This is a genomic window from Saprospiraceae bacterium, from assembly GCA_026129545.1.
Lineage (GTDB): Bacteria > Bacteroidota > Bacteroidia > Chitinophagales > Saprospiraceae > M3007.
The window spans coordinates 3,422,572-3,447,236 of sequence record JAHCHX010000001.1; the positions used below are offsets into that span (position 1 = coordinate 3,422,572).

Annotated in this window: 21 protein-coding genes; 4 read left to right on the forward strand and 17 right to left on the reverse strand. The window is 49.9% G+C overall.

The genetic code is table 11. The annotated features are described in order from the left end of the window. Positions 1-14: 14 nt before the first annotated feature. Entirely contained in the window at positions 15-1,658 is a 1,644-nt protein-coding gene (locus KIS77_13315) for a hypothetical protein (protein ID MCW5923317.1), read from the reverse strand. A gap of 122 nt (positions 1,659-1,780) precedes the next feature. On the opposite strand from KIS77_13315, the gene KIS77_13320 reads away from it, so the two are divergent. After that, entirely contained in the window at positions 1,781-2,062 is a 282-nt protein-coding gene (locus KIS77_13320; GenBank protein MCW5923318.1) for a hypothetical protein, read from the forward strand. A 551-nt stretch (positions 2,063-2,613) separates the two neighbouring features. On the opposite strand, the gene KIS77_13325 is transcribed toward KIS77_13320, so the two are convergent. The 6 genes from KIS77_13325 to KIS77_13350 form a co-directional block, all read right to left on the reverse strand. Continuing rightward, positions 2,614-3,354, reverse strand: coding sequence for a PorT family protein (locus KIS77_13325; protein ID MCW5923319.1), 741 nt, complete (start codon positions 3,352-3,354; stop codon positions 2,614-2,616). Beyond that, positions 3,317-4,582, reverse strand: a complete 1,266-nt coding sequence (locus tag KIS77_13330) for a PQQ-binding-like beta-propeller repeat protein (GenBank protein MCW5923320.1) — start codon at positions 4,580-4,582, stop codon at positions 3,317-3,319. Before KIS77_13330 ends, KIS77_13325 begins: the two co-directional genes overlap by 38 nt. 59 nt (positions 4,583-4,641) lie before the next feature. Beyond that, positions 4,642-6,117: a hypothetical protein gene (locus KIS77_13335; protein MCW5923321.1), complete on the reverse strand. Its 1,476-nt coding sequence runs from the start codon at positions 6,115-6,117 to the stop codon at positions 4,642-4,644. Between the two features lie 243 nt (positions 6,118-6,360). Continuing rightward, positions 6,361-7,473 carry a T9SS type A sorting domain-containing protein gene (locus KIS77_13340; protein MCW5923322.1) on the reverse strand — a complete coding sequence of 371 codons (1,113 nt, stop codon included), beginning with the start codon at positions 7,471-7,473 and terminating at the stop codon, positions 6,361-6,363. Positions 7,474-8,261: 788 nt separating this feature from the next. Then, complete coding sequence (gene recA / locus KIS77_13345; protein MCW5923323.1) at positions 8,262-9,332, reverse strand: recombinase RecA; 1,071 nt, start codon at positions 9,330-9,332, stop codon at positions 8,262-8,264. A 218-nt stretch (positions 9,333-9,550) separates the two neighbouring features. Next, positions 9,551-10,438, reverse strand: coding sequence for a DUF1460 domain-containing protein (locus KIS77_13350; protein ID MCW5923324.1), 888 nt, complete (start codon positions 10,436-10,438; stop codon positions 9,551-9,553). A gap of 298 nt (positions 10,439-10,736) precedes the next feature. Between KIS77_13350 and KIS77_13355 the strand changes: the two genes are divergently transcribed. Both KIS77_13355 and KIS77_13360 read left to right on the forward strand, forming a co-directional pair. After that, positions 10,737-11,399 (forward strand): CBS domain-containing protein, encoded by a 663-nt coding sequence (locus KIS77_13355; GenBank protein ID MCW5923325.1) that lies wholly within the window; start codon positions 10,737-10,739, stop codon positions 11,397-11,399. Positions 11,400-11,584: 185 nt separating this feature from the next. Beyond that, a complete protein-coding gene (locus KIS77_13360) occupies positions 11,585-12,622 on the forward strand; it encodes a flippase-like domain-containing protein (GenBank protein MCW5923326.1) in 1,038 nt (345 codons plus the stop codon). Here the strand turns inward: KIS77_13360 and KIS77_13365 are convergent. Then, positions 12,619-13,116 (reverse strand): DUF1648 domain-containing protein, encoded by a 498-nt coding sequence (locus KIS77_13365; GenBank protein ID MCW5923327.1) that lies wholly within the window; start codon positions 13,114-13,116, stop codon positions 12,619-12,621. The two genes, KIS77_13360 and KIS77_13365, sit on opposite strands and share 4 nt — an antisense overlap. Positions 13,117-13,555: 439 nt before the next feature. Between KIS77_13365 and KIS77_13370 the strand changes: the two genes are divergently transcribed. Beyond that, positions 13,556-14,344, forward strand: a complete 789-nt coding sequence (locus KIS77_13370; protein ID MCW5923328.1) for a DUF1963 domain-containing protein — start codon at positions 13,556-13,558, stop codon at positions 14,342-14,344. A 78-nt stretch (positions 14,345-14,422) separates the two neighbouring features. On the opposite strand, the gene KIS77_13375 is transcribed toward KIS77_13370, so the two are convergent. The 9 genes from KIS77_13375 to KIS77_13415 all read right to left on the reverse strand — a co-directional run bounded on the left by KIS77_13375 (position 14,423) and on the right by KIS77_13415 (position 24,318). Beyond that, on the reverse strand, positions 14,423-14,857 hold the full coding sequence (locus KIS77_13375; protein ID MCW5923329.1) for a DoxX family protein: 435 nt from the start codon (positions 14,855-14,857) through the stop codon (positions 14,423-14,425). Positions 14,858-14,975: 118 nt separating this feature from the next. Further along, positions 14,976-15,554, reverse strand: coding sequence for a Crp/Fnr family transcriptional regulator (locus KIS77_13380; protein ID MCW5923330.1), 579 nt, complete (start codon positions 15,552-15,554; stop codon positions 14,976-14,978). Positions 15,555-15,611: 57 nt separating this feature from the next. Then, entirely contained in the window at positions 15,612-16,352 is a 741-nt protein-coding gene (locus KIS77_13385) for an ROK family protein (protein ID MCW5923331.1), read from the reverse strand. Between the two features lie 192 nt (positions 16,353-16,544). Next, the gene (pdxA, locus tag KIS77_13390) at positions 16,545-17,642 is read right to left on the reverse strand and encodes a 4-hydroxythreonine-4-phosphate dehydrogenase PdxA (GenBank protein MCW5923332.1); all 1,098 of its coding nucleotides are present in this window, start codon (positions 17,640-17,642) and stop codon (positions 16,545-16,547) included. Between the two features lie 197 nt (positions 17,643-17,839). Continuing rightward, the gene (locus KIS77_13395; GenBank protein ID MCW5923333.1) at positions 17,840-19,279 is read right to left on the reverse strand and encodes a leucyl aminopeptidase; all 1,440 of its coding nucleotides are present in this window, start codon (positions 19,277-19,279) and stop codon (positions 17,840-17,842) included. Between the two features lie 690 nt (positions 19,280-19,969). Further along, positions 19,970-21,595: an FAD-dependent monooxygenase gene (locus KIS77_13400; protein MCW5923334.1), complete on the reverse strand. Its 1,626-nt coding sequence runs from the start codon at positions 21,593-21,595 to the stop codon at positions 19,970-19,972. Positions 21,596-21,627: 32 nt separating this feature from the next. After that, positions 21,628-21,978, reverse strand: a complete 351-nt coding sequence (locus KIS77_13405) for a hypothetical protein (protein ID MCW5923335.1) — start codon at positions 21,976-21,978, stop codon at positions 21,628-21,630. Positions 21,979-21,981: 3 nt separating this feature from the next. Further along, positions 21,982-23,100 carry a metallophosphoesterase gene (locus tag KIS77_13410; GenBank protein ID MCW5923336.1) on the reverse strand — a complete coding sequence of 373 codons (1,119 nt, stop codon included), beginning with the start codon at positions 23,098-23,100 and terminating at the stop codon, positions 21,982-21,984. A 324-nt stretch (positions 23,101-23,424) separates the two neighbouring features. Continuing rightward, positions 23,425-24,318, reverse strand: coding sequence for a TIGR01777 family oxidoreductase (locus KIS77_13415; GenBank protein ID MCW5923337.1), 894 nt, complete (start codon positions 24,316-24,318; stop codon positions 23,425-23,427). Positions 24,319-24,665: the final 347 nt, after the last annotated feature.

A 24,665-nucleotide genomic window follows, 5' to 3' on the forward strand; every position in this document is an offset into this window, starting at 1 on the left:
CAAACTATTAAAAACTAATACAGGACTTCATCTTTAACGAACGGTAACGATCCATTTTCGATGACCCTGAAAGTGGCCTTGTACATGCCGGATCTGACTCGGTATTTATCTGCGCAGCAATTATCTACGTAATGGATACTTGATCTATTTGTTCCTGATTCAATGCCATCAAAGCCGATTAGTCCGCAGTCTCCCAATATATAGCACGGTGTGGAGGGCCCATCACCTCCAAGATGGATTTCCAGCAGTTCAAAAGGAGATGTTTTGTATTTGTTTCCTTTTTTTCTGTAACACGTCAACTTCATTCCATGATAGCTGCTGTTATTTTTATTAACAATGTACAACTCGGTTCTAAACTTGTATTGAGGCGTTACCCAATTATGATCAAGTTTATTCGGAGTAACTCCGCAACCAAAATTATAGGTCTTACAAATTTGCCTTGCACAATTACCTGCGGAAATAACCGTTGCACAAACAGTATAATTTACGTTGCCGTTATAGGCGGGGAAATCGTGTTGGACAGTATAATTATTTTGGACAGTTACATTGGCAGAGCCATCTCCAAAACTCCAAACAACCTGATAATCACCCGTAACGCCTTCCAGCGTTAATGTAAATGTAACATCAGGGAACTCGTCATTGGCTATATCCGGCTGTAGCTTTTCAAACGCACTCAGGTTTGCAATATTAATGGGAGTAGAACAATCGGCAAATTGAACTGTTCTGGTTTCAAAGCACGGGTTCAAGATACTCATTTGAACGCTTAAAGGGAAAATAGCGTTGGAGGGAACGGTGTATACAAATTCGTTGCCTGTTGCTGTTGCGATAACGGCATTTTGTCCGTTGAAAATCTTCCAAGAAATTTGATTGGGATTAATCGGGCCAACAAAACTTACGGATGTATTTGTGAATTTATATGTATTAGCGCCGATATTATGCACGCTGAATGCGGGTATACAACAGTCGCCATCGTCGCATATTATCAGACTCTCATAGGTATTGATGTCCTCCAGTACCCTCGTATCAATCAGAATTACATTCGGAGCCAGTTCGACATTCAGGGGGTCTTCAACATTTCTGAGAGAAATTAATGCATTTAAATCATCATTGGTTACAATAAAAAAATGGTTATCGTCAACCAGTTTATAATAGATCCGCTTTATCTTGTACTCATTATATTGATTTAACATTGACTCCAGGTATGGATCCACAATGGTCGATTCGGGAAAATCGCTGAAGTCCCCGCCGCTGTCAAGAATGGCATTTTCAGCACTTTCTATGTAAGTAAACAGGGAAGTAAAATTTAACCTTTCATTGAATTTGTTACAGGCCGGATATGTAGGGTAGTGAAAATCGCCATCTACTCCCGGTGTAATTCCTTTGCTTCTAAGATAGGGGTTGATGATGGAAGTGTCTTTTGATATTTGAATCAAGGATTGTCGGACCCTTTCAAAGGTTACGTTATCCTTAAAACATAATATTCCATTTACACAACTGACATCATTGGTCTCTAAGGCATACAGATCGGTAGGAGTTCGGTCAGATGCCGAATCAGGAAAGGAGTTTTGGTGGTTCAGAGGGTTTTCTTTTGTACAAGTAATAAAAATTACCACTAACAAAAGCAATAAGGAGATCTGAAAAACGGACGTTTTTTTCATGTAAAAAAATTTAAGTGGTTAATGTGTAGAGGCTCTTGAAGCGAAAGCGGTTTGGAATCCAATTTTTTCAAAAATATCAAAGAACATAAACAAGCGTTATAGTCACTTCTGACGCTCAAATTATGCTCACTATTCAAGAACAAGTCCCTGCCTCCGACATGACTTCGGAAGCAGAGGCTTGGCCCAGAAAAGATTTGGTTAAGCGGTGTATTTCATCAGATTTTATTTTGGAATTTAAAAATATTGACTTTTTTTATCGGCACAAACAATCGTCTAAAAAAATTTTACTGCGCTCACCAAAACCGAGCCGCCCGCCCGGGATACCCGGATATCTTGGCAGTTGGCCGCCATACCAGAACAGTACTCCCGCCCGTCCGCTGCTTTTTATTGGTCTGCTGACCTGAGTTGGCTCTTCCTGACGCGTTTATAGTATGCAGAGGATGGGCCAACGCCCCGAATCCTCCCCCGCAAACCCGGCCGATATCGCCCGTAAACTACTATAAATCAATATTTTATCGTCGTCGTCGCGGCGGGCCATCTGCCAAACCCGGGGTCAGAACTCCCGGAGCGGATGCCCCCAACCAATCCCGGCAAGCCAGCTCGACATCGCCCAAAAACCGCTGAAAATCAAATATTTATTCGCGTCGTCGCATCGGGCCGTTTTTATTTTCCAATCGGTGCTAACGGGGGCATGGACGACGTGGCGGCGGTTTATCCGGCGGCATGTCCGGCCATGCATAGTTAGTGGCATTCCCTTTTAGGCCTTCCGGTGTCGTTGCCGCTAACGGTGGCACTCCCGCCCGTGCCGCCCTGCGTTGGTCTTGCGGGCTGGGCTTGGGCGGCATGGTCGGGAGTGCAAAGTTGTGTCCATTTTATTTTCAGGCGAATGGGACAATTCAATACACATGATATTTTGTGGGAAAAAGTGTTCGGACTATAGTGTGTATGCTCACCTCTATTGTTCAAGCATATATGAAAAACTTATTAAAAAGTTGGTTGAGTTTGTTTTTAATCCTCCCATGTTAGAAGATTTGCTCAAATCATATAACCCCAAGTTGTTTCTTAACTCACAAGAAATTGATGTTTTTTTTGTGACTGGCACGGAAATTCCCAACCCTGTAACTATACCTGTGTCAAATCTTTTGGTAAGATTTGTATCAGTAATAGTAGTGTCGGGGAAAAAATCAGACCACCTAGTTGAAAAGGTTAGTTTAGTCAGATATCCGAAATATGGCCCCGTGTTTAGAAAATATCTTACTTTCTTGCCAAAAGTTGCTCTCAATAATATAGAGGTTGACAAATAGTCAAAATTTGTGTGGACTTTGTATTTCGAAACCCCTTTGATATTCCCATCATCATCTGTCACCCGTATCTTACCGGATGCAACAGTGCCTTTTCTTTCAAAGATAATATTTGTCCTGATAGAAAAGCCCTTGGGGAGATTGTATTGGAAAAATATTCCACCTGCAAAACCGATGGTCGGATCGTTGATAGAATCATTGGCTGGATTCCCACGCATAAAAATCAAGCTTGGGCCACCTTCAATACCGAGAGCAGAATTGCCCGCTTGAGCAAACATTAACATTGGTAGCAGAAATACAAGGAAAAACAATGAAATGCCTTTCATTTGAATATCAAAATGTAAGTTTGAAGAAAATTTAATCGGGTAATTTGATGCAAATAAGATATCGGTCATCGGTAGTATAAAGGTAGCCAAGTTGCTCATTGATAGCAATGCCCGTTGTAATACTGGAAGTTCCGTATTTTCCAGCATTGGGTGATTTTTCTTTCCAGATTGTTCTTCCATCCGAAACTCTGACGGCATGAAGTTTCCCGTCGCCACCACTTGCGAAATAGACGTTTCCCTTGTAGTATAGCATTTGTTTGCAATTGCCTCCGTGCCATTCGCTTTTCCATATTATGGAGCCGGTTTGGGGATTTAATGCATATAAGAACCCATAAGCAGTTTGCAAAATCAATTTTCCTTCTGCAAGCACCAAGGCTGATATCACCAAATGTTCCAAGTGGTTTTCAAATTTTCGCTGCCATAAAATTGCACCCGTGGCTATGTCTATACAAAAGAGTGTATAACCGCCTCGAAAATACAATTTACCGTCATGAATGACGGGATCACCCACACTTGAATTGCCATCCAAAGGCTCGGGATCATTGATGATCCACTCGTAGCGTTTTTGTGTGATGTTCCAAGCATAGAGGTCAAGTCGGTTGCCAAATGGGTAATCGAAATAAAACTGTCGGTTCTGAAAAAAAAGAATAGTGTCGCCATTGGGGCTTGGCAGTCGCGAGATTGATTCAAAAGAACCTGTGTAATTGCCATTTTGGCTCAGATTAAACAGTACTAACGTGTCCCAATTCGGCGATGCAAGGCAAGAACGTACCAATGACCACATCTCATTGAAAGGAGCATTGTTCCCGTAATGCGAATGAAATATTTGATTGTCGAAAACGGATATTCTCGGTCCGCCGGAGCCTCCTTTTGTTTTTGTATCCGTTTTCCAAATAGTTGCCCCAGTCCCTGCGTTGACGACGAGAATATCATGATATGAGCAAATCACTATTTCCCCGTTATGATATTCTAAATCTGGAATCAGTTCGCCGCCACTAATTTCTGCCGGGTCATCCCATGACCATTTCTCCGTCCCCGTTTGACCATCGAACAAGCGCAGTATATCTTTCGCTCCTCCAAACATGGTGGTTATTAAAATATCGTTGCCAACAACCGTATGGTGTTTGCCATAACATCCATCGCTCGTATCACTTTTGAGGGGTTCTTGCCAAACCACCTCCAGCCCTTTTGCAACATTGCAGGTATCGCAGAGGACTAGGGGTGGGATAGGAAATAGAGACTCTTTTCGACAGTCAGACAGGAGCGAGCAAGCAATGAGCAGGAGAAAAATATTCATCCTCATACATTTATGTTTTTGAGCGGGGCGCTTTGAACACAGCGCCCCATCGTTACGCGCTATTTCTTATCCGTGAAAAACCATGTGCCATGCATACCATCGAACAAATCTTGCAATGCTGTTTTAGTATTTTCGTCATTGCGCATCTGCATATGGCTGCTTCCTGGTAGGAGAACGGCTTTTGCACCGCCGCCCAAGCCGTCAGGGTACATAGATGCTGATTCGGCCAATACCACGCCGTCACTGGGCTTTTCCACATATACAGTCCCCAGCAAAGGTCGCCATTCACATTCTTCGATTAGGCCGCCTATTCCGAGCGGGGCGGTTTTGCATTCGTCCGGATTTTGAGTGGCGAATCCATTTAAATGCCAATCTGTCACCACCGTTCCGTCCGATTTTTTTATTCGGCACCAACATTCCCAGCCTGTCTGCTGAATGGTCGGTTCTAATGCTCCTATCAATACTTTGTAACGGTCATCGGAGGTTTCCCACCACTCAACGCCTTCTAGCCAGCCACGCTGAATATCCACTATCACACTTGAGTTGAGGATATTGAGGCTGCAGATACTGTCGAGGTTCAAGCCCATATCTTGACAAACTTGTTCAGCGCTGACATTCCCGCCAGCTATCTTCGACAAAATGAACGGTAGATTGTCGTTCAGTTTTTTCCAATGTGACGCACGGGTTTTGTACCGTATTCGGTTAGTGTCTGCAAAAGCGACAGTGATACTGTCTTTATTCGCTCCGAAATAGGTTTCATCGTTGGGGTCGTTCAGGAGATAATGCAATGTCCGCCAAAAAACGGGGTCGTCCTCTATTCCAAAGAAAGCAACTTTGTGGATGGATGAGCTGTCGGCGTTCAACTCTCCCAGTTCGGGCGCGCCTACTTTGTATTCCTGCGCAATTTTCTGGTCGAACTCATCAAAATATGACGTGTTCGGAATTATGGTGGAAACTGTTGAGCAGAGCGAATCTGCCAATTTTTCTACCACGTTTCCCTTGAACAGGTATTTCAGCAAATACTTTGAAAGAATGAAAGGCGGAATTTGCGCAATGCCTACATCAATCATGGCATCTATTTCTCTCAACTTGCCCGAATTGAGTGCTTGGCAACCTTCCTCAAAAAACTGGGTAGCCAAATTAACGCCCGAACCATCAGGCAAAGCGTTGTTGATGATTTGAGCGCCTTGGTGAGCAGAACCAAAGGTGGCAATGCCTCCAAAGCGCCGCCTATCAAGCGAAAGCCCTGTATTGGCCACTTCATCGTAGTGCATATCGAGATATCGGCTAACCAAGCCGCCTTGACTATGCGCGATAATCATGTTCCTCAAACGGGCAGCAGTATCTTGCACCGGGCTTGCAAAAAACATATCGCTTTTTATCTTGACAGCCGCCGAGGAAAGCGAAGACTGGAACAAGCCGTAATCCATCCATCGTGAGGCTACTTTTCGCGCATCAAAGCCCGGGGCGACATTGTCCTGCACGGCGGCGCCTGCATCTTCCCATGCGCCAGCATTTCCTCCCAGGCCATGCATCCACCAGACAATTCTGGTAGTGTCGCCATTGGGTGGCGAATACGGCAACGGGTCAAAAAGAGGCGGGTAGAACGGCAGTTTTTGGCGTTCTTTAAACCGAATGGCTTTTTCGTAAGGTATTTGCCGGCATTCGCTTTGCCCGCTTATGTCGTTGGCAGCAAAAACATGAAAAGCCAACATCAGGATGAAATATTTTTTCATTGTATTTTCATTTTTAAAAGTGAAAGTTATTAGGCAGTACGGTCAAAGTTTTACAAACTTGATTCTTTTGACAATGCCGCCCCTTTCCGTTTCCAAAAAGTAAACCCCTGGTTGCAAACTGCTGATTTCAATTTCAACCAAACCTGTGGCAAGTTCGGCTGTCTTCCGTACACTGCCAAATGTATCCACGAGCCTTGCTTGAGATGGGAAGTGTCCCTTATTGGTGGCGAGTTCAACTTTCAAGAAATCACTCGTTGGATTTGGGTAGATTTTTACAATCATTTCGTCAATGACTGGCTCGTTCCCTTGTAGATTGCCAAAACCAGCACTCCTTTCTCCGCCTCCCGTATTCCGTTGGATGTTGTAATTGTCATAACGTTGCGTCGCAACTCGCTCTACACACGCGCCACCGTAGAGCGTCTGATAGGTTCTCTGGATGACCAATCTAGGCACTGCTTCACCTGTGGCGGTTTCGCCAAAAATAGTTGTCATTTTACTTTGCAAGTCGCCTTCCCGATAGGTATTTCTTTCAATGACCCTCCCCGGAAAATCAAAAATTATTTCCATGTCATTTTTCTGTACTTTGGTTTTTCCGTTGCTGATCTCTTCAACTTCAAACCCAAGTGCCTCAAATTCCGATATTGCTGAAGGCGACATCGAAGTTGCTTGCCCCAAAGACGAGGGTCGGGATACCCCCAGTAAACCGCCCACCAGACGCAGGTTATTTTGAAAAACTTCAACATCGTAAAACTGCTCAGCATGAATCGTGTTCCCGAGAGAATCGAGCATTTTGACACCAGTTTTGTCAAAAATCATCTTGTGGATAGGTCGAAACCAATCCGACAAATTTTCTCTTGGGTTCAAATAGGTGACTACTGTGGTCAAGTCGTCGTTTTCGTCAATGAATTTTTCTACATGCTCCTCCTCGTAGGATCTTCTGAACCGAAGTCGGTCAAGTTTTGTCAGAAATTGTGTGTCTGCGGCAGAGACCAAACTTACATACGACAAGGTCTTCAAATCGTAAGAAATCGTCATTATTGGATTTGTGGGAATCTGCTGTGCGTACCCACGGGCCAAATGAACGAAAAGGATGGTGAGAACGACCGCTGTCGCTCGAAACTCCCACCCTCGCAGAAAACAATTTTGTCTTTTCATGTCAGAAAGATTTAGTGGTGAAGAGATATTTATTCGTATGATTGGACACAACGGTGGCATGGACGACGTGGCGGCGGTTTATCCGGCGGCATGTCCGGCCATGCATAGTTAGTGGCATTCCCTTTTAGGCCTTCCGGTGTCGTTGCCGCTAACGGCGGCATGGACGACGTGGCGGCGGTTTATCCGGCGGCATGTCCGGCCATGCATAGTTAGTGGCATTCCCTTTTAGGCCTTCCGGTGTCGTTGCCGCTAACTCTTCTTTCCCGTCACCCCTAATTGACGGTTAAATTCGCTTTGTCGCCCGCCGGGGTTGCGTGTATCCAACTCGAATCGGCTGGATACACGCAACCCCGGCCACAAAAAAAACGCAGCGTGCCGGACTATGCGTGCCGGCAAGCTGCGCTTGAGAATGTTGGCGGGGCGAGGCAGATTGTCCATGAGAGGTTCCTTTGACGGGCAAAAATAAGCGTGTTGGTCATATCTCCAAATCATCCAAGAGGCTTTTTACGCTTTGATTCGCCGGGGTTTGTCGGTTGAGCATGATTGACATTCTTGATTTTGAGTAAATTGCGCTTTTAGCTATGCTCCAAACTTGGTGCCGCGAAGTATGTTTCTTCCCCTGCTGACGCAAGACTCAATCGCTGCGTGAGGGATTCATGCAGCCTTGCCAAAGACGAGCCAATACTTGGCACGAGACGGAATCCAGTGCCAATCCCGTGGCACCCAAACAAAAAGGCAGCGCCCGCGAGGTGCGCTGCCCAGAATATTTTTGTGGTGGCGAGTTGGCTTTAAAAATCATCGTCCTCTTCGTCGCCTGCGGGTATTGCCACGACGGCAGCGGCTCCTTGTTTCACGGGGCCTGACATCAGTTTTTCCTTGATTTTTTGCTCGATTTCGGCGGCCATCTCCGGGTTGTCGAGCATGAATTGCTTGGCGGCATCGCGTCCCTGTGCGATTTTAGCGCCATTGTAGCTGTACCAAGCGCCGCTTTTCTGAATCACATCATAGTCGGCGCCCACGTCTACGATTTCGCCGGCTTTGGAAATGCCTTCGCCAAAAATGATGTCGAATTGGGCCACACGAAATGGCGGTGCGAGTTTGTTTTTCACCACTTTCACTTTTACCTGATTGCCTACCACGTTGCCATCCTTATCCTTCATCGCAGCGCCGCTTTTGCGAATGTCGAGCCGCACGGAGGCATAAAATTTTAGCGCGTTGCCACCGGTGGTGGTCTCTGGGTTGCCGAACATGACGCCGATTTTTTCGCGCAACTGGTTGATGAAGATGCAGCAGCAGCCCGTGCGACCGATATTGGCCGTCATCTTGCGCATGGCTTGGCTCATGAGACGGGCTTGAAGGCCCATTTTGGAATCGCCCATTTCGCCTTCGATTTCGGCACGGGGCACGAGGGCAGCCACCGAGTCTATCACGAGGATGTCGACCGCGCCGGAGCGGATGAGGTTCTCGGCGATTTCGAGCGCCTGCTCACCGTTGTCGGGCTGGCTGATGAGCAGGTTGTTCACATCCACGCCCAGCGCCTCGGCGTAGAAGCGGTCGAAGGCGTGCTCGGCATCCACGATGGCTGCGATGCCTCCTTTCTTTTGGCACTCGGCGATGGCGTGGATGGCAAGGGTGGTTTTGCCCGATGATTCGGGGCCGTAGATTTCGATGATGCGTCCTTTGGGGTAGCCATTGCAGCCAAGCGCCATGTCGAGGCCGAGCGAGCCGGATGGGATGGTCTCCACTTCGATGGCTTGTTTGTCGCCCAGACGCATGATGGTGCCTTTGCCGTACGTTTTGTCGAGGCGGTCAATGGTGGTTTGGAGGGTCTTGAGTTTACTTTCTCTATCGTCTGCCATAGGTTGAGGGTAAAGTAAGAAATGAGTGAAGGTGAGAGCGAGGGTTGTTTGGTTGTCAGTTGTCTCGGTGTTCGGGGTGTGGGCACTTTTGAGCACGAGTTTGAATTGAAACAGGCGACAAAAGTAAACAAAATGTGTTTAACAAAAAGTTTTTTGAGACGATTTTTTCAAAAAAGTTTTAAATAGCGGGTGTTGCGGACAAATTTAAGGCATTTTGCTCAATCGTTCAACCGCGCCACCATGATGCCCACTTGCCCTTTTTGCGATATCACATATTGTGGCAAGGGCTGCCCCGACACGATGACCTTTTTGGCGAGGGACGAGGCGTGTAGCAGGTGTACCCGCCCGTTTTTCCTAACGGCAAAGCCTTGATGCGCTATGTCGAGGTCGGGTTTGGCGGAGGTGAGCATGATGAGGTCTCCGTCTTTTAGTAGGTGTTCCATGGCAGCCACTTTTGACTGTGGGATGAAGTACCAATCGTGTGCGTTGATGCGCTGCTCGGCGGCTTTGATTTCGCGCAGCACTTTCGCATTTTTAATCTGGGGGTACTGGGTTGGCCGGGCGGTGATGTAGCCGATTGTTTTTTTGTTTGGGATGCCGCCCATTTCTTTGGTCAGGTCGCGCAGATGCCTGTTTTTTTCGGCTTGGAGCAGCCATTCCGAAAAATAGTGTAGGCGCGAACCATATCCATCCACTTGGCCGTCGCGGTATCGGAGTTGCCGCAGGTGCGATTGGTACGCTGCAAAATCCCCTTGCCCCGTCTGGGCGATGGCGAGACAGTTCTCCATCAAGGTCCAGCAGTCCAATTGACGCAAGTTGACGACGAGTTGCTCCGTTGGGTTTTGGTCAAGTGTGCCACCGACGTAGGGGGTTCCCAAAAAAGAATGGGCGATAGCGAGGGTTTTTGATGGCAGGGTTTTCTCAGGTGCCGCCATTTTTTGTTTTTCCAAAAAAATAAGCGAATCGCGTTGGGTCGCGGCGAGGGTGTTAGGCTCCGTGGTGGAGGCTACTTTGGGTTGCGCGGCATCGGTGGGCAGCATGGCGAAAGCCCACCACCCCAATCCGACCCACGACAGGAACCATGTTTGCTTGCGGGCTGTATTCATGGGGCAAACTTAGAAACTGTTTCAATACTCCATCGCGGTGGTGCGGCATGAACGCATTGGCTCTTAAAAACATTTTTTTAGCGCGTCTTTTGCATCTGGCCGCGACTGACAAACTGCATGAGCAGCGACTTTTCCGATGAAATACCCGACAAGCGACCATTTTTTTTTGGAATAAAAATTTTTTAGTCAATACTTTGTGCCGTCGGGCTGTTTGCAGCGTCCTACTAATCAAAATTGCCGTCTAAGTGTTTCAGTAAAAAAACACGAAACGGCGCTCACAATCCTGTGCATACTCAACATGACTGCCCATTCTTTAATCGCGCTTGATATTCCCTCGCTGTCCGTCGAGCAGACAGGGCGCGAAGCGTTTCATCTGCTGAGCGACCATCATGTAAAGCACCTCCCCGTTGTGGAGGATGGCAAATTGGTAGGCTTGCTTTCCGAAGAGGATATTTTCAATCACAAGCTTTCCGACCCCATCAAATTGTTCGACTTGTCGCTGCTTCGTCGCTTCGCGGTCAATGAACATGAGCATGTGTTTGAGGTGATGCGCTTGATGGGCGACCACCGACTGACGGTGATTCCGGTGGTTGATGATGAGGGCAGCTATGTCGGGCTGATTTCACAAAATGACCTTTTGCGCTATTTTGCCAACACGGCCTCCTTTACGGAATCCGGTGCTGTGCTGGTGATGGAGATGCCTCGCCGCGACTATTCGTTGGCTACCATCACGCGCATCGTGGAGGAAAATGACGTGAAGGTGCTCAACGCTTTTGTCACCTCTGCCTCTGACCCCGACAATGTGGAGGTGACGCTCAAACTCAATCGGCACGACCTGAGCCGCGTCGTCGCCTCCTTGGAGCGCCACAATTACGAGGTGAAAGATATGTTTGGCGAGCTGGAGCACGCCGACGGTCTGCGCGACCGCTACGATTCGCTGATGAACTATCTGAATGTTTGACGACAGGGCCTGTGGTCGTCGTGTGGAAGCCGGGTGTTCGACTACTTTGAGGGTCGAGCACCCGGCTTTTTTGATTCGTGGTGTTCTGTCCTTGTTGGCAGAGACATCAACCACTTCATGGAATCGCGCATGGAGCAAACAGAACACCCTCGCGGTGATTCCGCGATTTTGCCCAACTTTGCCCCGTGAAAAAAATCCTCCAATTCCTGCTTTTTCTTGGCATCGGGGTCAGCATTCTCTGGCTTGTGTTCCGAAGCCAGAATACTGCCTTTCAGGAGCAATGCCGCCTCGATGGCATCCCATCCGACCAATGCAGCCTCACAGACAAACTGCTCCACGACTTTTCCACCGTGCATATCGGATGGATGCTCGCGGTGGCTGCCGCCTTCACCGTGAGCAACATCTTCCGCGCTTTGCGCTGGCAAATGCTTATGGAGCCGCTGGGGCATCGGGTCGGTTTCGCCAATTCGCTGCTGAGCATATTGTTGGGCTATTTTGCCAATCTGGGGTTCCCGCGCATGGGCGAGGTGGTGCGTGCCGGCTCTTTGGCTCGTTATGAAAAAATTCCGGTGGAGAAGGTGGTGGGCACGATGGTCGTTGACCGCTTGATGGACTTTATTTGTCTGGTGGCTGTAGTGGGTCTGGCATTCGTGTTCGAGGGGAAAACCTTGCTTGCTTTTATCGCCAGAAATCAAGGCAGTGGCGGGCAGAGTGGCAGCTTGTTGCAAAACTCGGTGGTGCTGACCATACTTGGCCTCATGGTGGCGGGGGTCGCGGGCATTTTTATTTTTCGAGACAAAATCTCGCATCTGCCTGTTTATCAGAAAATCGCCAAATTGGTGAAGGGTTTTTGGGATGGTCTGCGCAGTGTGTTCAAATTGAAGCGCCCCACCTTGTTTTTGTTCTATTCAGGTGGGATATGGCTCATGTTTTACCTGCAATGCTGGTTTAATCTCATCGCTTTTCCGCCCACCGCTTTGCTAGGCGCGGGCGCGGCGCTGATGATTTTTGTGTTCGGCACTTTGGGCATGGTCATTCCATCGCCCGGCGGCATGGGCACGTTCCATGCGCTCGCTATTGCAGGTTTGGCACTCTATGGAATTGGTGGAGGCGATGCTTTTTCTTATGCCAACATTGCTTTTTTCGCCATCCAGATTTTTTACAACATCGTGGGAGGGGTACTGGCGTTGGTGTTGTTGCCCGTTCTGAACAAAAAGCGTTAGGCTTTTTTGCGCTGCCCGCCCAACAAGACGAATGGCGGCACAATAACCACCGCGATGAACACGATGAAAAACTCAATGCCCAGACCTTTTGAAACCCCTGTCGCGTTTTGCAAGGTGTTCCAGTTCACCACCAAAAAAAGCAGGCTCGTCAGGGCATTCACCACACGCAGCAGCACCCTCATCCGCTGGTACTCGCTTGCTGCGTTTTCAGGCGTTATTTTGGTGAGGTAGTTGAATTTGTGAGGAAATTTTGACAAATACACCATACCCGCCGCGAGGATGAATGCGATGCCCGGCATCAGGAATATCGTGGCTTTGGGGCCAAATTTGTCGGGCTGGCCCGAAGCATTGTAGTGGGTGGGGATGGTTTCGGGCAAATCAGGATAGTAGCCGAGCGCGAGGGCAAAATTGACCGCCACAAAAATCCAAGCACCCACGTCCAACCAGCGTTCGGCGGCTGTTTTGGGCAGGTCCAGAATAGGTTGATTTTGCATGATTGAGAAGAATGTGCTAATTTGAAAATGCTAAATCATTGGGTTGCAAGTTCCGCAAAATTGATTTTCTATCTTGATTTGCTGGGATTTGTCAGCTCACCATGCTCGCTCTCCCTGATTTTGAACAGATGGCACTTTTGGCCATGCCCAAAACTTGGCGGCGTGAAGTATCAAGGAATTTATCTCATGCCGTACAACTGGACGAACTGTGTTAAAGGTCTAGGGAAAAAGCGAATTAAATTTTGTCAGTTTTCAAATTTGCCACGAAGTCACAAAGAATCAAAGCAAAATACTCAATGATTTGCCGCATTTTGTGCCTTTGTGTCTTTGAAGCACAAAAATAATGTTGTCCAGTAGTGTGCACGCTTCGCCAATTTGTGTCTCACTCACCGAACGAGGCACTGCACCGACCACCGTTTGCCCTTGCTACATTTGCCGTATGGAACTAACACTTCACCTTCCGCCTGCGCTGGAGCCATTTCGCGAAAAACTGCTCCAAACAAAACGAACTTTCATTCGCGCTACCGCCGAGAACTCGCGCAACACCCTACCGTGGGAAAGTAAAGTAGGGGGGCAGCCATATTGGCCCAAAGGCCAAGCATGGCCGACTGCGCCGGATGGGCGAGCGTTGTTTTTCCTTGCCCAGATCAATTTTGCCGAAATGCCTTCGCTACCGCCGTTTCCCACGCAAGGAATCGTGCAGTTTTTCATTCTTGACGATGACTTGTATGGCATGAACTTCGACGACGGAGAGCAGCAAGATACGTTTCGCGTGCTCTATCACCTCGAAGTAGCGGAGAGTGAGGCTGCGCTACAGTCCGCCATGCCCATGCTGCGCGATTTTGAGGAGTTGCCCCACCACCCTGACGAATCGTATCCCTTGAAGTTTTCGCTGGCAGAGGAGGTGGCGGCCATCACGGACTATCAGTTTGACCAAATTTTTGGGTCGGATTTTTTTCGCCAGTTTGGAGAAAAAGAGTGGGATATCATGGACGAGCTTGGCAAGGCTGTGCGTCCGCAAGGGCATAAAATCGGCGGATATGCCTACTTCACGCAGGATGACCCGCGTCGCCCCGACGACCCGATGCTACTGCTGTTTCAGCTTGATTCGGACGAGCGCATGGATTTGATGTGGGGCGATATGGGCGTGGGGCATTTTTTTATCCGAGAAAAAGACCTCGTGGCGAGGGATTTTTCAAGGGTGTTGTATGACTGGGATTGCCTTTGATTTTGACAGTTTTTCATTGCTTGCCAATGACACAGGAACGCACTTGCCTTGAGGTTCCCATGCCATTGGCACAAATGCTCAAAACAGCCAGCCATCGAGTGAGTAACGCCCGCTGCCATTGCTTATCAGCCCGGTGCAAAGCCCAATCACAAGCAGATGAAATTCGTAGCCCTCATCAGGCTTGTCGCCCGACCAGTTCATGAAGAAGCCGTATTGGAGGTGCGAGGTGAAGATGATGCCCAGCATCAGCACAATCATCGCGGCCCCTAATATGCGGCTACCCAAACCTGCAACTATCAGCAGGGAACCGAAAAATTCGAGGAGAATGACCAGCAATCCCAGCAGCCAAGGCAAGTGAACCGTGCCAGTAAAATAATCCATCGTGCCGGAAAACCCATCGCCGCCAAACCAGCCGAGCAGTTTTTGGGCGCCGTGCGGAAAAATGATAAGCCCCACCGTAAGGCGCAGAATGAGTCCCGTCCAGTCGTTGCCAGACGCTAATAAAGTTGTCATGCTTTTGAAAATGAAAGGTTTAACTTTTTGAATGAAAAGTCAGAACCGGCCGATTTGACGGGACAAAAGTGGGGGTGCCCGTTGTCACCGTGCATTGAAATAGTTTAAGAAATCAGGCCTAGTCCTTGGCGAGTTTGCCGCGAATTTTGCTTAAAAACTCTGGCGTGATGCCGAGATAGGCGGCAATTTGGTGTTGCGGCAGCCGCTGTTCCAGTGTGGGATGTTTTTCTCTAAAAGCGAGGTATCGCTCTTCTCCCGTGCTTCCGATGTTTTGTAAGATGCGCTGTTGGTGAGCGACGAAAGCATTTTGCAGCATGATGCGGAAAAACCGCTCAAATTTGGGCACACGTTGGTAGAGCCTTTCCAAGTCGTCCTTCTCAAACACAGCCAAGGTGCTGTTTTCCAAAGCGTCAATGAATTGGGTGGCGGGGGTTTGCGTCAGCAGGCTGTATAGGTCAGAGGTCCACCAGCTTTCCACAGAGAACTGTAGTATGTGTTCATCCCCTTTTCTGTCGAGGTAATAGTTGCGAAGGCAGCCTTCCAACACGAATGTTTCGAAGCGACACACCTCACCCGCTCTCAATAAAAATTCCTTTTTTTTCAGGTGTTTTATTTTGGGCAATGACGTGAAAAAACGTGCCTCTTCGGCATCGAGGCGGATGTGCTGGGCGACATTTTGCAACAACAAATCAAACATGGCGAAAAAGAGATGTTGGCCATCGAGATAGTGCGCATAGGGCGCGTGAGGTTTAGGTCATTGTTCCGCCGCATACGCCGCTGCGCCGATGATGCCTGCATTGTTCAGCAGTTTGGCGGGCACTGTGCGAGCATTTGTTTGAAGCAAATCTTTGTAGGAATCAAAGAATTTGCTCTCGCCTCCTCCGAGAATAAACAGGTCGGGTGAAAACAACAACTCAAGATGCTGGAGGTACTCGTTGAATCGTTTGGCCCATTCTTTCCGGCTTATCTTCAAACGCTCGCGCGCGCCGGAAGAGGCATATAGCTCGGCAGACTTTCCGTTGTTCCATTTCAAATGACCTAGTTCCGTGTTTGGAATCATCACGCCTTTGTAGAAAATAGCTGTGCCAAGCCCTGTGCCGATGGTAATCAGAATGACCAACCCGTTTTCCCCTTTGCCGATGCCGTAGCGCATTTCGGCCATGCCTGCCGCGTCGGCATCGTTGGTGGCATAGACGCGGCAGCCGCTTGCCTCGCCAAAAACGGTTTCGATGTTGACCCCGACCCATGATTTGTCAATGTTGGCTGCCGACTGCGCCACGCCATGTTTCACCAAAGCGGGGAATCCACAACCGACTATGCCTTTGTAATTGAAAAATTCGCTGATTTCGGCAAAAGCCTGCGCCATGGCCGCTGGCGTGGAGGGTTGGGGGGTGGGCACTCGAAATCGCTCACCGTGCAACTTGCCTTTATCAAGGTCCACCAGCGCGCCTTTGATGCCGGACGCGCCTACGTCAATACCGAGGATGGCATTCATATTTCGTTTTGTTGATTTGCGGATTTGCTCGTCCGGACGGTCCAGTCGAACGGGGTTATTTGCGGCAAACAAGCACAATGTGCTAATTGGTCAATGTGCTAATCTGAATTACGTTAGCGGGGAAAAACCAAAGCTGATTCTAAAAATAGTACTTGTGTCATGTAGTGTCAACGGGCATTCAATCGCCGATGGTTATTCTTCTGGGAGTACGTCTTCCACCAGCTCGTCCTCGCCGGTTTCGCTGATGAGTGATTTTTGCTTGCGGCGTTCGAGGGAGTTGGCGTGCATATCAAGGTATTCGTTGCGATGGCGCACGATGTCGGCGGCAAGATAAATCGCTTTGATGAAGGAGCCCTCGTCGGCTTCGCCTTTGCCTGCAATATCGTAGGCGGTGCCGTGGTCGGGCGAGGTGCGCACGGATGCCAAGCCCGCCGTGTAGTTCACCCCGTCGCCGAACGACAATACCTTGAAGGGCACTAGGCCTTGGTCGTGATACATGGCCAGAATACCGTCGTATTTGTTGAATTGCCCAGAGCCAAAAAAGCCGTCGGCTGGAAATGGGCCAAAAGCCAACACACCCCTTGCTTTGGCCTCTTCGATGGCTGGGCGAATGACATTGTCGTCCTCCGGGCCGATGGCTCCATCGTCGCCTGCGTGTGGGTTAAGCCCTAAGACGGCGATGGTGGGCTTCAAAGTATTGAAGTCGATGCGCAGCGTCTCGGCCATGATGAGGATTTTGCGCAGCACTTTTTCTTTGGTGATGGCGGCTGTCACTTCTTTCAGGGGCAAGTGGTTGGTCACGACCCCGACGCGCAGGGTATCGGACACCATGAGCATGAGTGATTCTTTGGCTTTGAACTCATTCGTGATATACTCCGTGTGACCGATGAAAGGAAAATCAGCCATTTGCATCGCTTTCTTGTTGATGGGTGCGGTCACAAGGGCATCCAAGTCGCCAGTTTTCAGGTCTTTCACGGCGCGTTCAAGCGCCGCAAAAGCGCATTTGCCGCTCAGGTCGGTGGGCTTTCCCAACGTGATGTTCACATTGTCGGGCCAGCAGTTGATGATGTTGATGCGGTCTTGCAGTGCTTCGGAAGGCGCGGAGATGGAGTGAAACTGGATGTTCTCCTGCGTGATGATGTTCTTATGGTAGGCGACGACTTTGGTGCTGCCATAGATGATGGTGGTAAAATTGCCCCCTACTTTTCTGATGGCCAATGCTTTGAGAATGACTTCCAAGCCGATGCCGTTGATGTCGCCGCAAGAAATGCCGATGGTTATGTTGCTCATTATCTGTTATGATGTATAAAAGGGTTTGGGCGGCTTGGGCAGGGGCGAGATGAGGTAGGGCGTGTTTTTTACCTCGATTCGTCAAGATTTGTCAGGTGGCCATGATTGATGTCCTTGATTTTGAACAGGTGGCGCTTTACTCCATGCTGAAAACTTGACTGTGCGACGTAAAAACTATTTCGACCTTCCAATGCTGCCTAAACCTTCCCAGCATACTTTTTTTTCAAAAAATCGTAAATCAAACGCACTCCAACGCCAGTCCCCTCTTTGGTTCGGTAGCCGTTGGCGGTGCGAAGATAGGCAGGCCCGGCTATGTCGAGGTGCAGCCACGGATAATCGGTGGCAAATTGTTCGAGAAATTTTCCGGCGGTAATCATGCCTGCGTTGCTGGAGCCGATGTTTTTGAAGTCGGCGATGTGGCTTTTGATGTCTTCGCCGAATTCGCGCCAAAGCGGGAACTCGACCAATCGCTCATAAGTGGCCCATCCGCTTGCTTCCAAGGCTTCCTTCACGTCTTTGGGTGCCGTGCCCATGTAACAAATCGCTTGAACGCCTAGGGCACGCACCGCCGAACCAGTAAGGGTGGCAAAATCGAGCACGAGTTCGGGAGCGTATTTTTTGGCGTAGTGCAGCGCGTCGGCGAGGATGATGCGCCCTTCCGCGTCGGTGTTGAGCACCTCCACCGTTTGCCCCGAATACATCCGCACGACATCGCCGGGCGCGATGGCGCGTTCGCCGATTTGATTGTCAGTGGCAGGGATGAGGCCGATGAGGTGGATGGGGAGTTGATTGCGGGAGGCGGCTGCCATGGCTCCCACCACGGAGGCTGCGCCTGCCATGTCGCATTTCATGTAGTCCATGCCCTCCGTCGGTTTGAGGCTCAGCCCCCCGGTGTCATAGACCACGCCTTTGCCGACCAACACTACTGGTTTTTCGTTGCGGGCGTTGGCTGGCTTCCATTCGAGGATGCAAAACTGGGGCGGCACACTGCTGGCGCGATTCACGGCGAGCAGGCCTCCCATTTTGAGCGTCTCGATTTTTTCTTTTCCCAAAACCTCGACCTCGAAACCACATTCCTTGCCGATGTGCGTCACCGTTTCGGCCAGTTGCACCGCGTTGAGGTTGGAGTGTGGCTCGTTCACCATGTCGCGGGCAAGAAACACGGCTTCCAACAGGACATTCAACTCTGCTACTGCCTGCTCGGAAGCGCCTTCCACCACAATCTCGCGGAGCAGGTGTGCTTTTTTATCGGCATCGGAGAAGTATTTGAGGAATTGGTAATTGCCCAGTGCCATGCCTTCCGCAAACGCCAGCGTGCGGTCGTCAGCGCAAAAGTTGCGAACGCTCACCTCTGTCACTTTGTATTTGCGGAGCTCGCTCAGCAATTCGTTGCCGGCCAATCGGGTATCTTCCTCCGCGAACGCAGGGTTTTTGTCGGGTTTGAGCAACCTGACGAAAATACTGCTCGCACGGCGGGGGAAAACAAAAGAGGTAATGTCTTGAGCGGCACCGTGGCGCAGAAAAATCATTTCGGAGGGCGCGAGCGTCGCTTCGAGTGGGTCGAGCCTGTCCTTTTCGGCAAGGACGACCACATTTTTATCGTTCGTTTGGCCGGGTTGAGCGGCTCTGAGTTGCACACGTTTCACAGACGGGGCAGGTTAAATTTAAAAAATCGGATGATGGGCTTCTTGCTTGGGTTAAAGGGGGGTGGCTGTACCAAAAAGGGGAGCAAATGTAGGGCTTTCCCATCTTAAAGTTGAGACAAAATGCCGAAGCGGGCAAAAAGGATAAGGAGGTGGTGGGGAAAGCGAGTCGAAAAAAACCGGGCAAGAATGATGCCTTTTCTGGCATTTTTCGCAACTGCCGACATTTTTGGTTTTTGGGTCGCCTGCTTGCCCCAATGTAAAAACCCTAATTAGCGCCTGCCATGTCTCTTGCGGCTGTCTTGATTAGTTGCCGGAAAGCCATCGCTTTTACATCGAAATAACTCTCAAGCCACGCCTATGAGGAGCGCGGATGTCCCTCTATTTCATACAGGGCGGGTCACTCAGGGCTAACGCATCAAAATGGCACAAACCTCGGAGAGGTAAAATGTTGGTAGAAACGCCCCATTTTCGCGGTGTGTACGACCCCGGCGGGGTCGAATGTTGGTGACCTGTTTGCTGCTATAGACATTTGACCTCTCCGAGGTCGTGATAATTATCACAAAAACACACCATTTCTACCCATGTCAAACCTCTTCGAGGTCGGTTGTATTTTGATGCGTTTGCCCTGGGCGGGTCACTCAACGGCAACCTTTCATTGACTGGAATCTACAGCGGGCAATTTCAGTTTTCCAGCGTCACCATCACTGCGCGGGCTATTCTTTGCCCATCCATCGCTGCCGAGATGATGCCACCGGCATAGCCTGCTCCCTCTCCTGTGGGGAATAAGCCTATCACGTCGGGGTGCATCAGCGTGGTGGGGTCGCGCGGGATGCGCACCGGGGCGCTGCTGCGGCTTTCGGTGGCCACCACATTGGCCTCTGAGGTGTGAAAGCCGCGCATCATTCGGCCAAACTGCGCCAGTCCGTCGCGCAATCGCTTGTAGATGAACGTGGGAAGTAGTTCAAAAAGAGGTGCGGGATATAGTCCTGGAATGTAGGACGATGGGGGGAGGGTAGCGGATAGTTTGCCCGCTATAAAGTCGGGTAGTCGCAGGGCGGGGCCTTTCTGGCTGCCGTCGCCCGCTTGGAAGAGTCGCTGTTCCACTTCGCCTTGCAATTGCATGGCAGCAAATGCTCCATGGCGCTGCCAGTTGGCCAGGTCTTCCAATTCTACGGCTGTGACGATGCCAGAGTTGGCAAAAGGCGAGTCTCGGCGGCTCATGCTCATGCCGTTCATCACGATTTCGCCCGGAGCGGTGGCTGCAGGCACAATCAGCCCTCCGGGACACATACAAAAGGAAAACACGCCGCGATGCCCTATTTGGCACACAAGGCTGTAGCTGGCTGCGGGCAGTTCGTGGCTGCGTTGTCGTTTGTACTGAATGTCGTCAATCAAAGGCTGAGGATGTTCCACACGCACCCCTAAGGCAAATGGCTTGGCCTCGATACGAATGTTTTTCCGATGCAACAATCGGTATATGTCGCGTGCCGAATGGCCAGTGGCAAGTATGACCGCGTCGGCGAGCCACTCTGTTGTTGTCGGCCCGGATGAGTGTTCGATCGGGGGGAAGGGGTTGGTTGTTGGCTCGTCAGTGGATTGGACTTTTTCTGTGGCGACTCCGAGGATTCGGCCATTTTTTAGAATGAAATCGGTGACGTGTTGGCCGAAATGCACTTCTCCTCCAAACTGCTGGATGGTGGCGCGGATGTTTTGTACCACTCCCGGCAATTTGTTGGAGCCAATGTGCGGATGAGCCTCGGTCAGAATATCCGATTTCGCGCCGTGTTCCACCAAAAGTCGAAGTGCCTTGCGCACGTCGCCGCGTTTGATGGAGCGGGTGTAGAGTTTTCCGTCGGAATAGGTGCCCGCCCCTCCCTCGCCAAAACAATAATTTGAATGTGGGTTGACTTTGCCGAATTGCTGAATGGCACGCAAATCGCGCCGCCGGGTCTGCGCGTCCTTGCCTCGGTCGAGCACGATGGGTCGAATGCCCTGTTCCAACAATTCGAGTGCGGCGAAATAGCCTGCTGGCCCAGCCCCGACGATGATGACTTTTTTCTGGGTAGCCACTGGCTTGAAACCCGCAAGGATGGCGGGTTCGGGGCGGAAGATGTCTTGAGGCCCGTACACTTCCGCTCGCACCCGATACACTGGCTGGCGTGAGCGGGCATCGAGCGACGATTTCAGGATTTCGATGTGGGAAACTTGGTCGGGGCGTAGGTCTGCTTGCCGGGCGGCTTTTAGCTGCAGCGCAGCCTCGTCGTGGCGTTCGCCGGGAAGGAGAACGAGTTCAACTAATTGTGGCATACATATCGTGTCCCGTTTTTATCGGGAAAATTTTAGGCTAATTCCAACTCTTTGAAATAACGAACAGCATTGATTTTAAGCAACCTTTCCTGTTGTTGCGTGGTTTGTTGGGGCATTTCCAGCACTTGACGATAGTGCGGCCAGCCGTCTTCGTCGCGTCCGATGAATTCAAAATATCCTTCGTAGCCTAAGAGGCAACAAACCGCGATGTGCATCAAATCTTGCTTTTCTTCTTTGGTAAAGCTTTTTTTCCATCGCCCCAACTCCTGTATGCCGATGAGGAACAAGACTGTGTTGAGGTCAGGCAGCGTCTCCCGCTGCATGGCCTCTTTTACCTTGTTCTGCACATGCAGCCATTCGAAGTCAAGTTCCCAATCTTCCATGAATTATTTCAGCAGCAAAGTGGTTTTTATGCCCCGAGTATCGAGGGTGTAGCACAGGCCGTCCTCCACCCAGAGGGTTCGGACGAACCCCAAACGGATGTTTTCGTCGTGGAACACATCAATGCAAATCACACTGCCTCCGTATAGCGCCGTCACATCGGGGTAGATGGTATGTGCGACTATCATCTTGGTGGCACCGGCATATTGAAGCACGGTGTTGACATCTTCTTGAGGAACGATGTTCTTGGCGATGCTTCTGTACCAAAAGATGCCCGTTTTGTAATCGAATATCGCTCTGGCCGCACCGCTCATGGATTCGAGTGGGATGCCGAGGTTTTTGCGGGTGATGTGATTGATTTCCGAAAGGGTCAGTTTGGTTCGCGCCAGTTCGGGGCTTATGCCGCCGTGACAAAAAACAAAAGTGCCTATTTTCTCCACGGCATTTTTGGTGCGTAGCCACCGACCGAGTTCGCTGTGGTTGTCGTACCAGCGTTTGTATTCTTCGTTAATCAACGTGGCGTTTTCGAGGTATTTTTTGCGGACGTAAGAGGTATTGCCCTCTAGGTTCATGGTCTCGTGGTTGCCGAGAATAAAATGTACTTTTCCTCCTGCTGCTTCGGCTTCGGCTTCGAGTTTGTAGGCCAGCCAAAGACATTCGGTCACGTTCAGGCCTCTGTCGAAGTAATCGCCCAGCAAAACGAGATGCCCATCCCCAAATGTCCAATTGAACTGCTCGTCAATTACTTTGGCACCCAGCAACATGGTTTTGAATGCTTTGAAGTTGCCCTCGATGTCTGATAGCGCCAGCAGTCTGGCAGGCATTTCGTAGTGGTCGGGTTCTATGGCGAGTGAGTCGCGAAGTTTGAAACTAAATTGGTCGCCCGTCTCTGGGATGCGGCAGGTGAGCGTCACCATGTTTTTATTGGTGTACACTTTGGTGCGAGCGACGGTGCTGGTGTCGTATCGCTCCACACTTTTTACCACTACGTTTGAGCCGCGATAAAACACATGTGGGCCATCCACATCCGCCTTGGAGCGGTCGTCAATTGGTTCTTCTCCATGTGCAAAGAGCGGCAGGGGGAGTGCCAATAGGGCGACACAGAAAATTTGATTCAGTAGCATAAGCGGAGGTTTTCTTTTGAAAAGTGGAAACGTGGAATACCTCTTTTTGTCACGCGCAAAGATACGATACGAAAAGGCTGCGTGTTTGGAGTTTTTTGTTAGATTTAAAACTTCATTCTTTTTTGTCGCTTTTTTCCAAAAATCAATGTGGGGAAGGGACTAAAATGCGAGGGTGAGAAAATATAGTTTGGAATTAGCGGGCTGCGCAATGGCGCGGGCAATCAAGGTGTTAACGTTCGTTTGTTGAAAGATTAACGAAATCGGATGCTGACTCGGGGTGCTCTTTTCGGCGAGGCGGGTGGTGGGTTTTTCCAAGAGAAGGTATCAAAGAATTTGCTTCAAGGCTTCATCAAGAGCGGGGAATTCGTACTCAAATCCTGCTTTCAGCGCCTTCTCCGCGGAGACTCGGTTGCTGTTGAGAATCGCCGCAGACATCTCCCCAAAAATCATGCGCAGGCCAAACGTCGGGGCAGGGATAAAAAGGGCGGGCTGTCGCATGGCGCTGGCAATGGACTTGATCAAATCCTTGTTGCGTGCAGGTTGGGGCGCGACTGCATTGAACACGCCCTCTACTGTTTCATGCTCCATGGCCCAAATGAAAAACCGGCACACATCGTCGCGGTGAACCCACGAGTACCATGCCTGTCCGTCGCCAAAATAACCGCCGATGCCTACACGGAGAGGCTTCATAAATTCCGCCAAAGCGCCGCCTTCTTTCGCCAACACGATTCCGATGCGAAATTTCACGGTGCGAACTCCCAGTTGTGCTATTTCATCCGCAGCCTGTTCCCATTGTTTGCAACATTCCACCATGAAGCTCTGGTCTACTGGCGAATCGGCTTCCGTCATAAGTCGTTCGCCCGAATTGCCGTAGTAACCTATGGCGGAGGCAGACAGATATGCCTTTGGCCGCCCGCTGGTTCGTTGGAAGGCATCGCGCAAGGTGTGGGCGGTTCGCAGCCTGCTGTCCACGATTTCGCGTTTGCGGGCCTTTGTCCAGCGGCGCTCGGCGATGCCCGCTCCTGCGAGGTTGACCACGAAATCAACATCTTGAAGGGCGGTCTCGTCCATAGTGCCAGCCGAGGGGTTCCAAGCAAATTGTCCTGCCTGTTTGGGAGTGCGAGTTAGGATGCGGACGGAGTATGCCTTTGCGCGAAGCATTTCGGCGAGGCGTGTTCCGATGAGACCAGTGCCTCCGGCAAGCAACACAGTGGGCATTGTGATTTTTTTTGAACAACAATTAATACGTCGCGTTTAACACGAGAAAAAAAGTTGGGTTGAGATATTGTGCAAGAAATAAAAAAGAGGTTGTAACTTTGCACCAAGTTTGGGCTACGAGCGGAGAGAAATGTTTGTTGGATGTGGGGCTTGAGGCTGAGGTCATGGGCAAAGAAGTCAGATTGTTGAAGTTCGGTAAAGGAGAAACTCGAGGTGATAAAGGTCATGCGAATGTCGGTGTTGTTAACAAATTTGACTGAATCAAACGTTTGTTTAAATGTATCGTTAAACTACCTTTGCCCGAATGACAAAACCTGTGTCCGAGCGTTTTAATGACGTAACCTGCA

What these genes read in the sequence shown, in the direction of transcription:
- KIS77_13315 (MCW5923317.1), bottom strand. Translation starts at nt 1,658, where the DNA reads ATGAAAAAAACGTCCGTTTTTCAGATCTCCTTATTGCTTTTGTTAGTG.
- KIS77_13320 (MCW5923318.1), top strand. Translation starts at nt 1,781, where the DNA reads ATGCTCACTATTCAAGAACAAGTCCCTGCCTCCGACATGACTTCGGAA.
- KIS77_13325 (MCW5923319.1), bottom strand. Translation starts at nt 3,354, where the DNA reads ATGACCGATATCTTATTTGCATCAAATTACCCGATTAAATTTTCTTCA.
- KIS77_13330 (MCW5923320.1), bottom strand. Translation starts at nt 4,582, where the DNA reads ATGAATATTTTTCTCCTGCTCATTGCTTGCTCGCTCCTGTCTGACTGT.
- KIS77_13335 (MCW5923321.1), bottom strand. Translation starts at nt 6,117, where the DNA reads ATGCATGGCCTGGGAGGAAATGCTGGCGCATGGGAAGATGCAGGCGCC.
- KIS77_13340 (MCW5923322.1), bottom strand. Translation starts at nt 7,473, where the DNA reads ATGAAAAGACAAAATTGTTTTCTGCGAGGGTGGGAGTTTCGAGCGACA.
- recA (MCW5923323.1), bottom strand. Translation starts at nt 9,332, where the DNA reads ATGGCAGACGATAGAGAAAGTAAACTCAAGACCCTCCAAACCACCATT.
- KIS77_13350 (MCW5923324.1), bottom strand. Translation starts at nt 10,438, where the DNA reads ATGAATACAGCCCGCAAGCAAACATGGTTCCTGTCGTGGGTCGGATTG.
- KIS77_13355 (MCW5923325.1), top strand. Translation starts at nt 10,737, where the DNA reads ATGACTGCCCATTCTTTAATCGCGCTTGATATTCCCTCGCTGTCCGTC.
- KIS77_13365 (MCW5923327.1), bottom strand. Translation starts at nt 13,116, where the DNA reads ATGCAAAATCAACCTATTCTGGACCTGCCCAAAACAGCCGCCGAACGC.
- KIS77_13370 (MCW5923328.1), top strand. Translation starts at nt 13,556, where the DNA reads ATGGAACTAACACTTCACCTTCCGCCTGCGCTGGAGCCATTTCGCGAA.
- KIS77_13375 (MCW5923329.1), bottom strand. Translation starts at nt 14,857, where the DNA reads ATGACAACTTTATTAGCGTCTGGCAACGACTGGACGGGACTCATTCTG.
- KIS77_13380 (MCW5923330.1), bottom strand. Translation starts at nt 15,554, where the DNA reads ATGTTTGATTTGTTGTTGCAAAATGTCGCCCAGCACATCCGCCTCGAT.
- KIS77_13385 (MCW5923331.1), bottom strand. Translation starts at nt 16,352, where the DNA reads ATGAATGCCATCCTCGGTATTGACGTAGGCGCGTCCGGCATCAAAGGC.
- pdxA (MCW5923332.1), bottom strand. Translation starts at nt 17,642, where the DNA reads ATGAGCAACATAACCATCGGCATTTCTTGCGGCGACATCAACGGCATC.
- KIS77_13400 (MCW5923334.1), bottom strand. Translation starts at nt 21,595, where the DNA reads ATGCCACAATTAGTTGAACTCGTTCTCCTTCCCGGCGAACGCCACGAC.
- KIS77_13405 (MCW5923335.1), bottom strand. Translation starts at nt 21,978, where the DNA reads ATGGAAGATTGGGAACTTGACTTCGAATGGCTGCATGTGCAGAACAAG.
- KIS77_13410 (MCW5923336.1), bottom strand. Translation starts at nt 23,100, where the DNA reads ATGCTACTGAATCAAATTTTCTGTGTCGCCCTATTGGCACTCCCCCTG.
- KIS77_13415 (MCW5923337.1), bottom strand. Translation starts at nt 24,318, where the DNA reads ATGCCCACTGTGTTGCTTGCCGGAGGCACTGGTCTCATCGGAACACGC.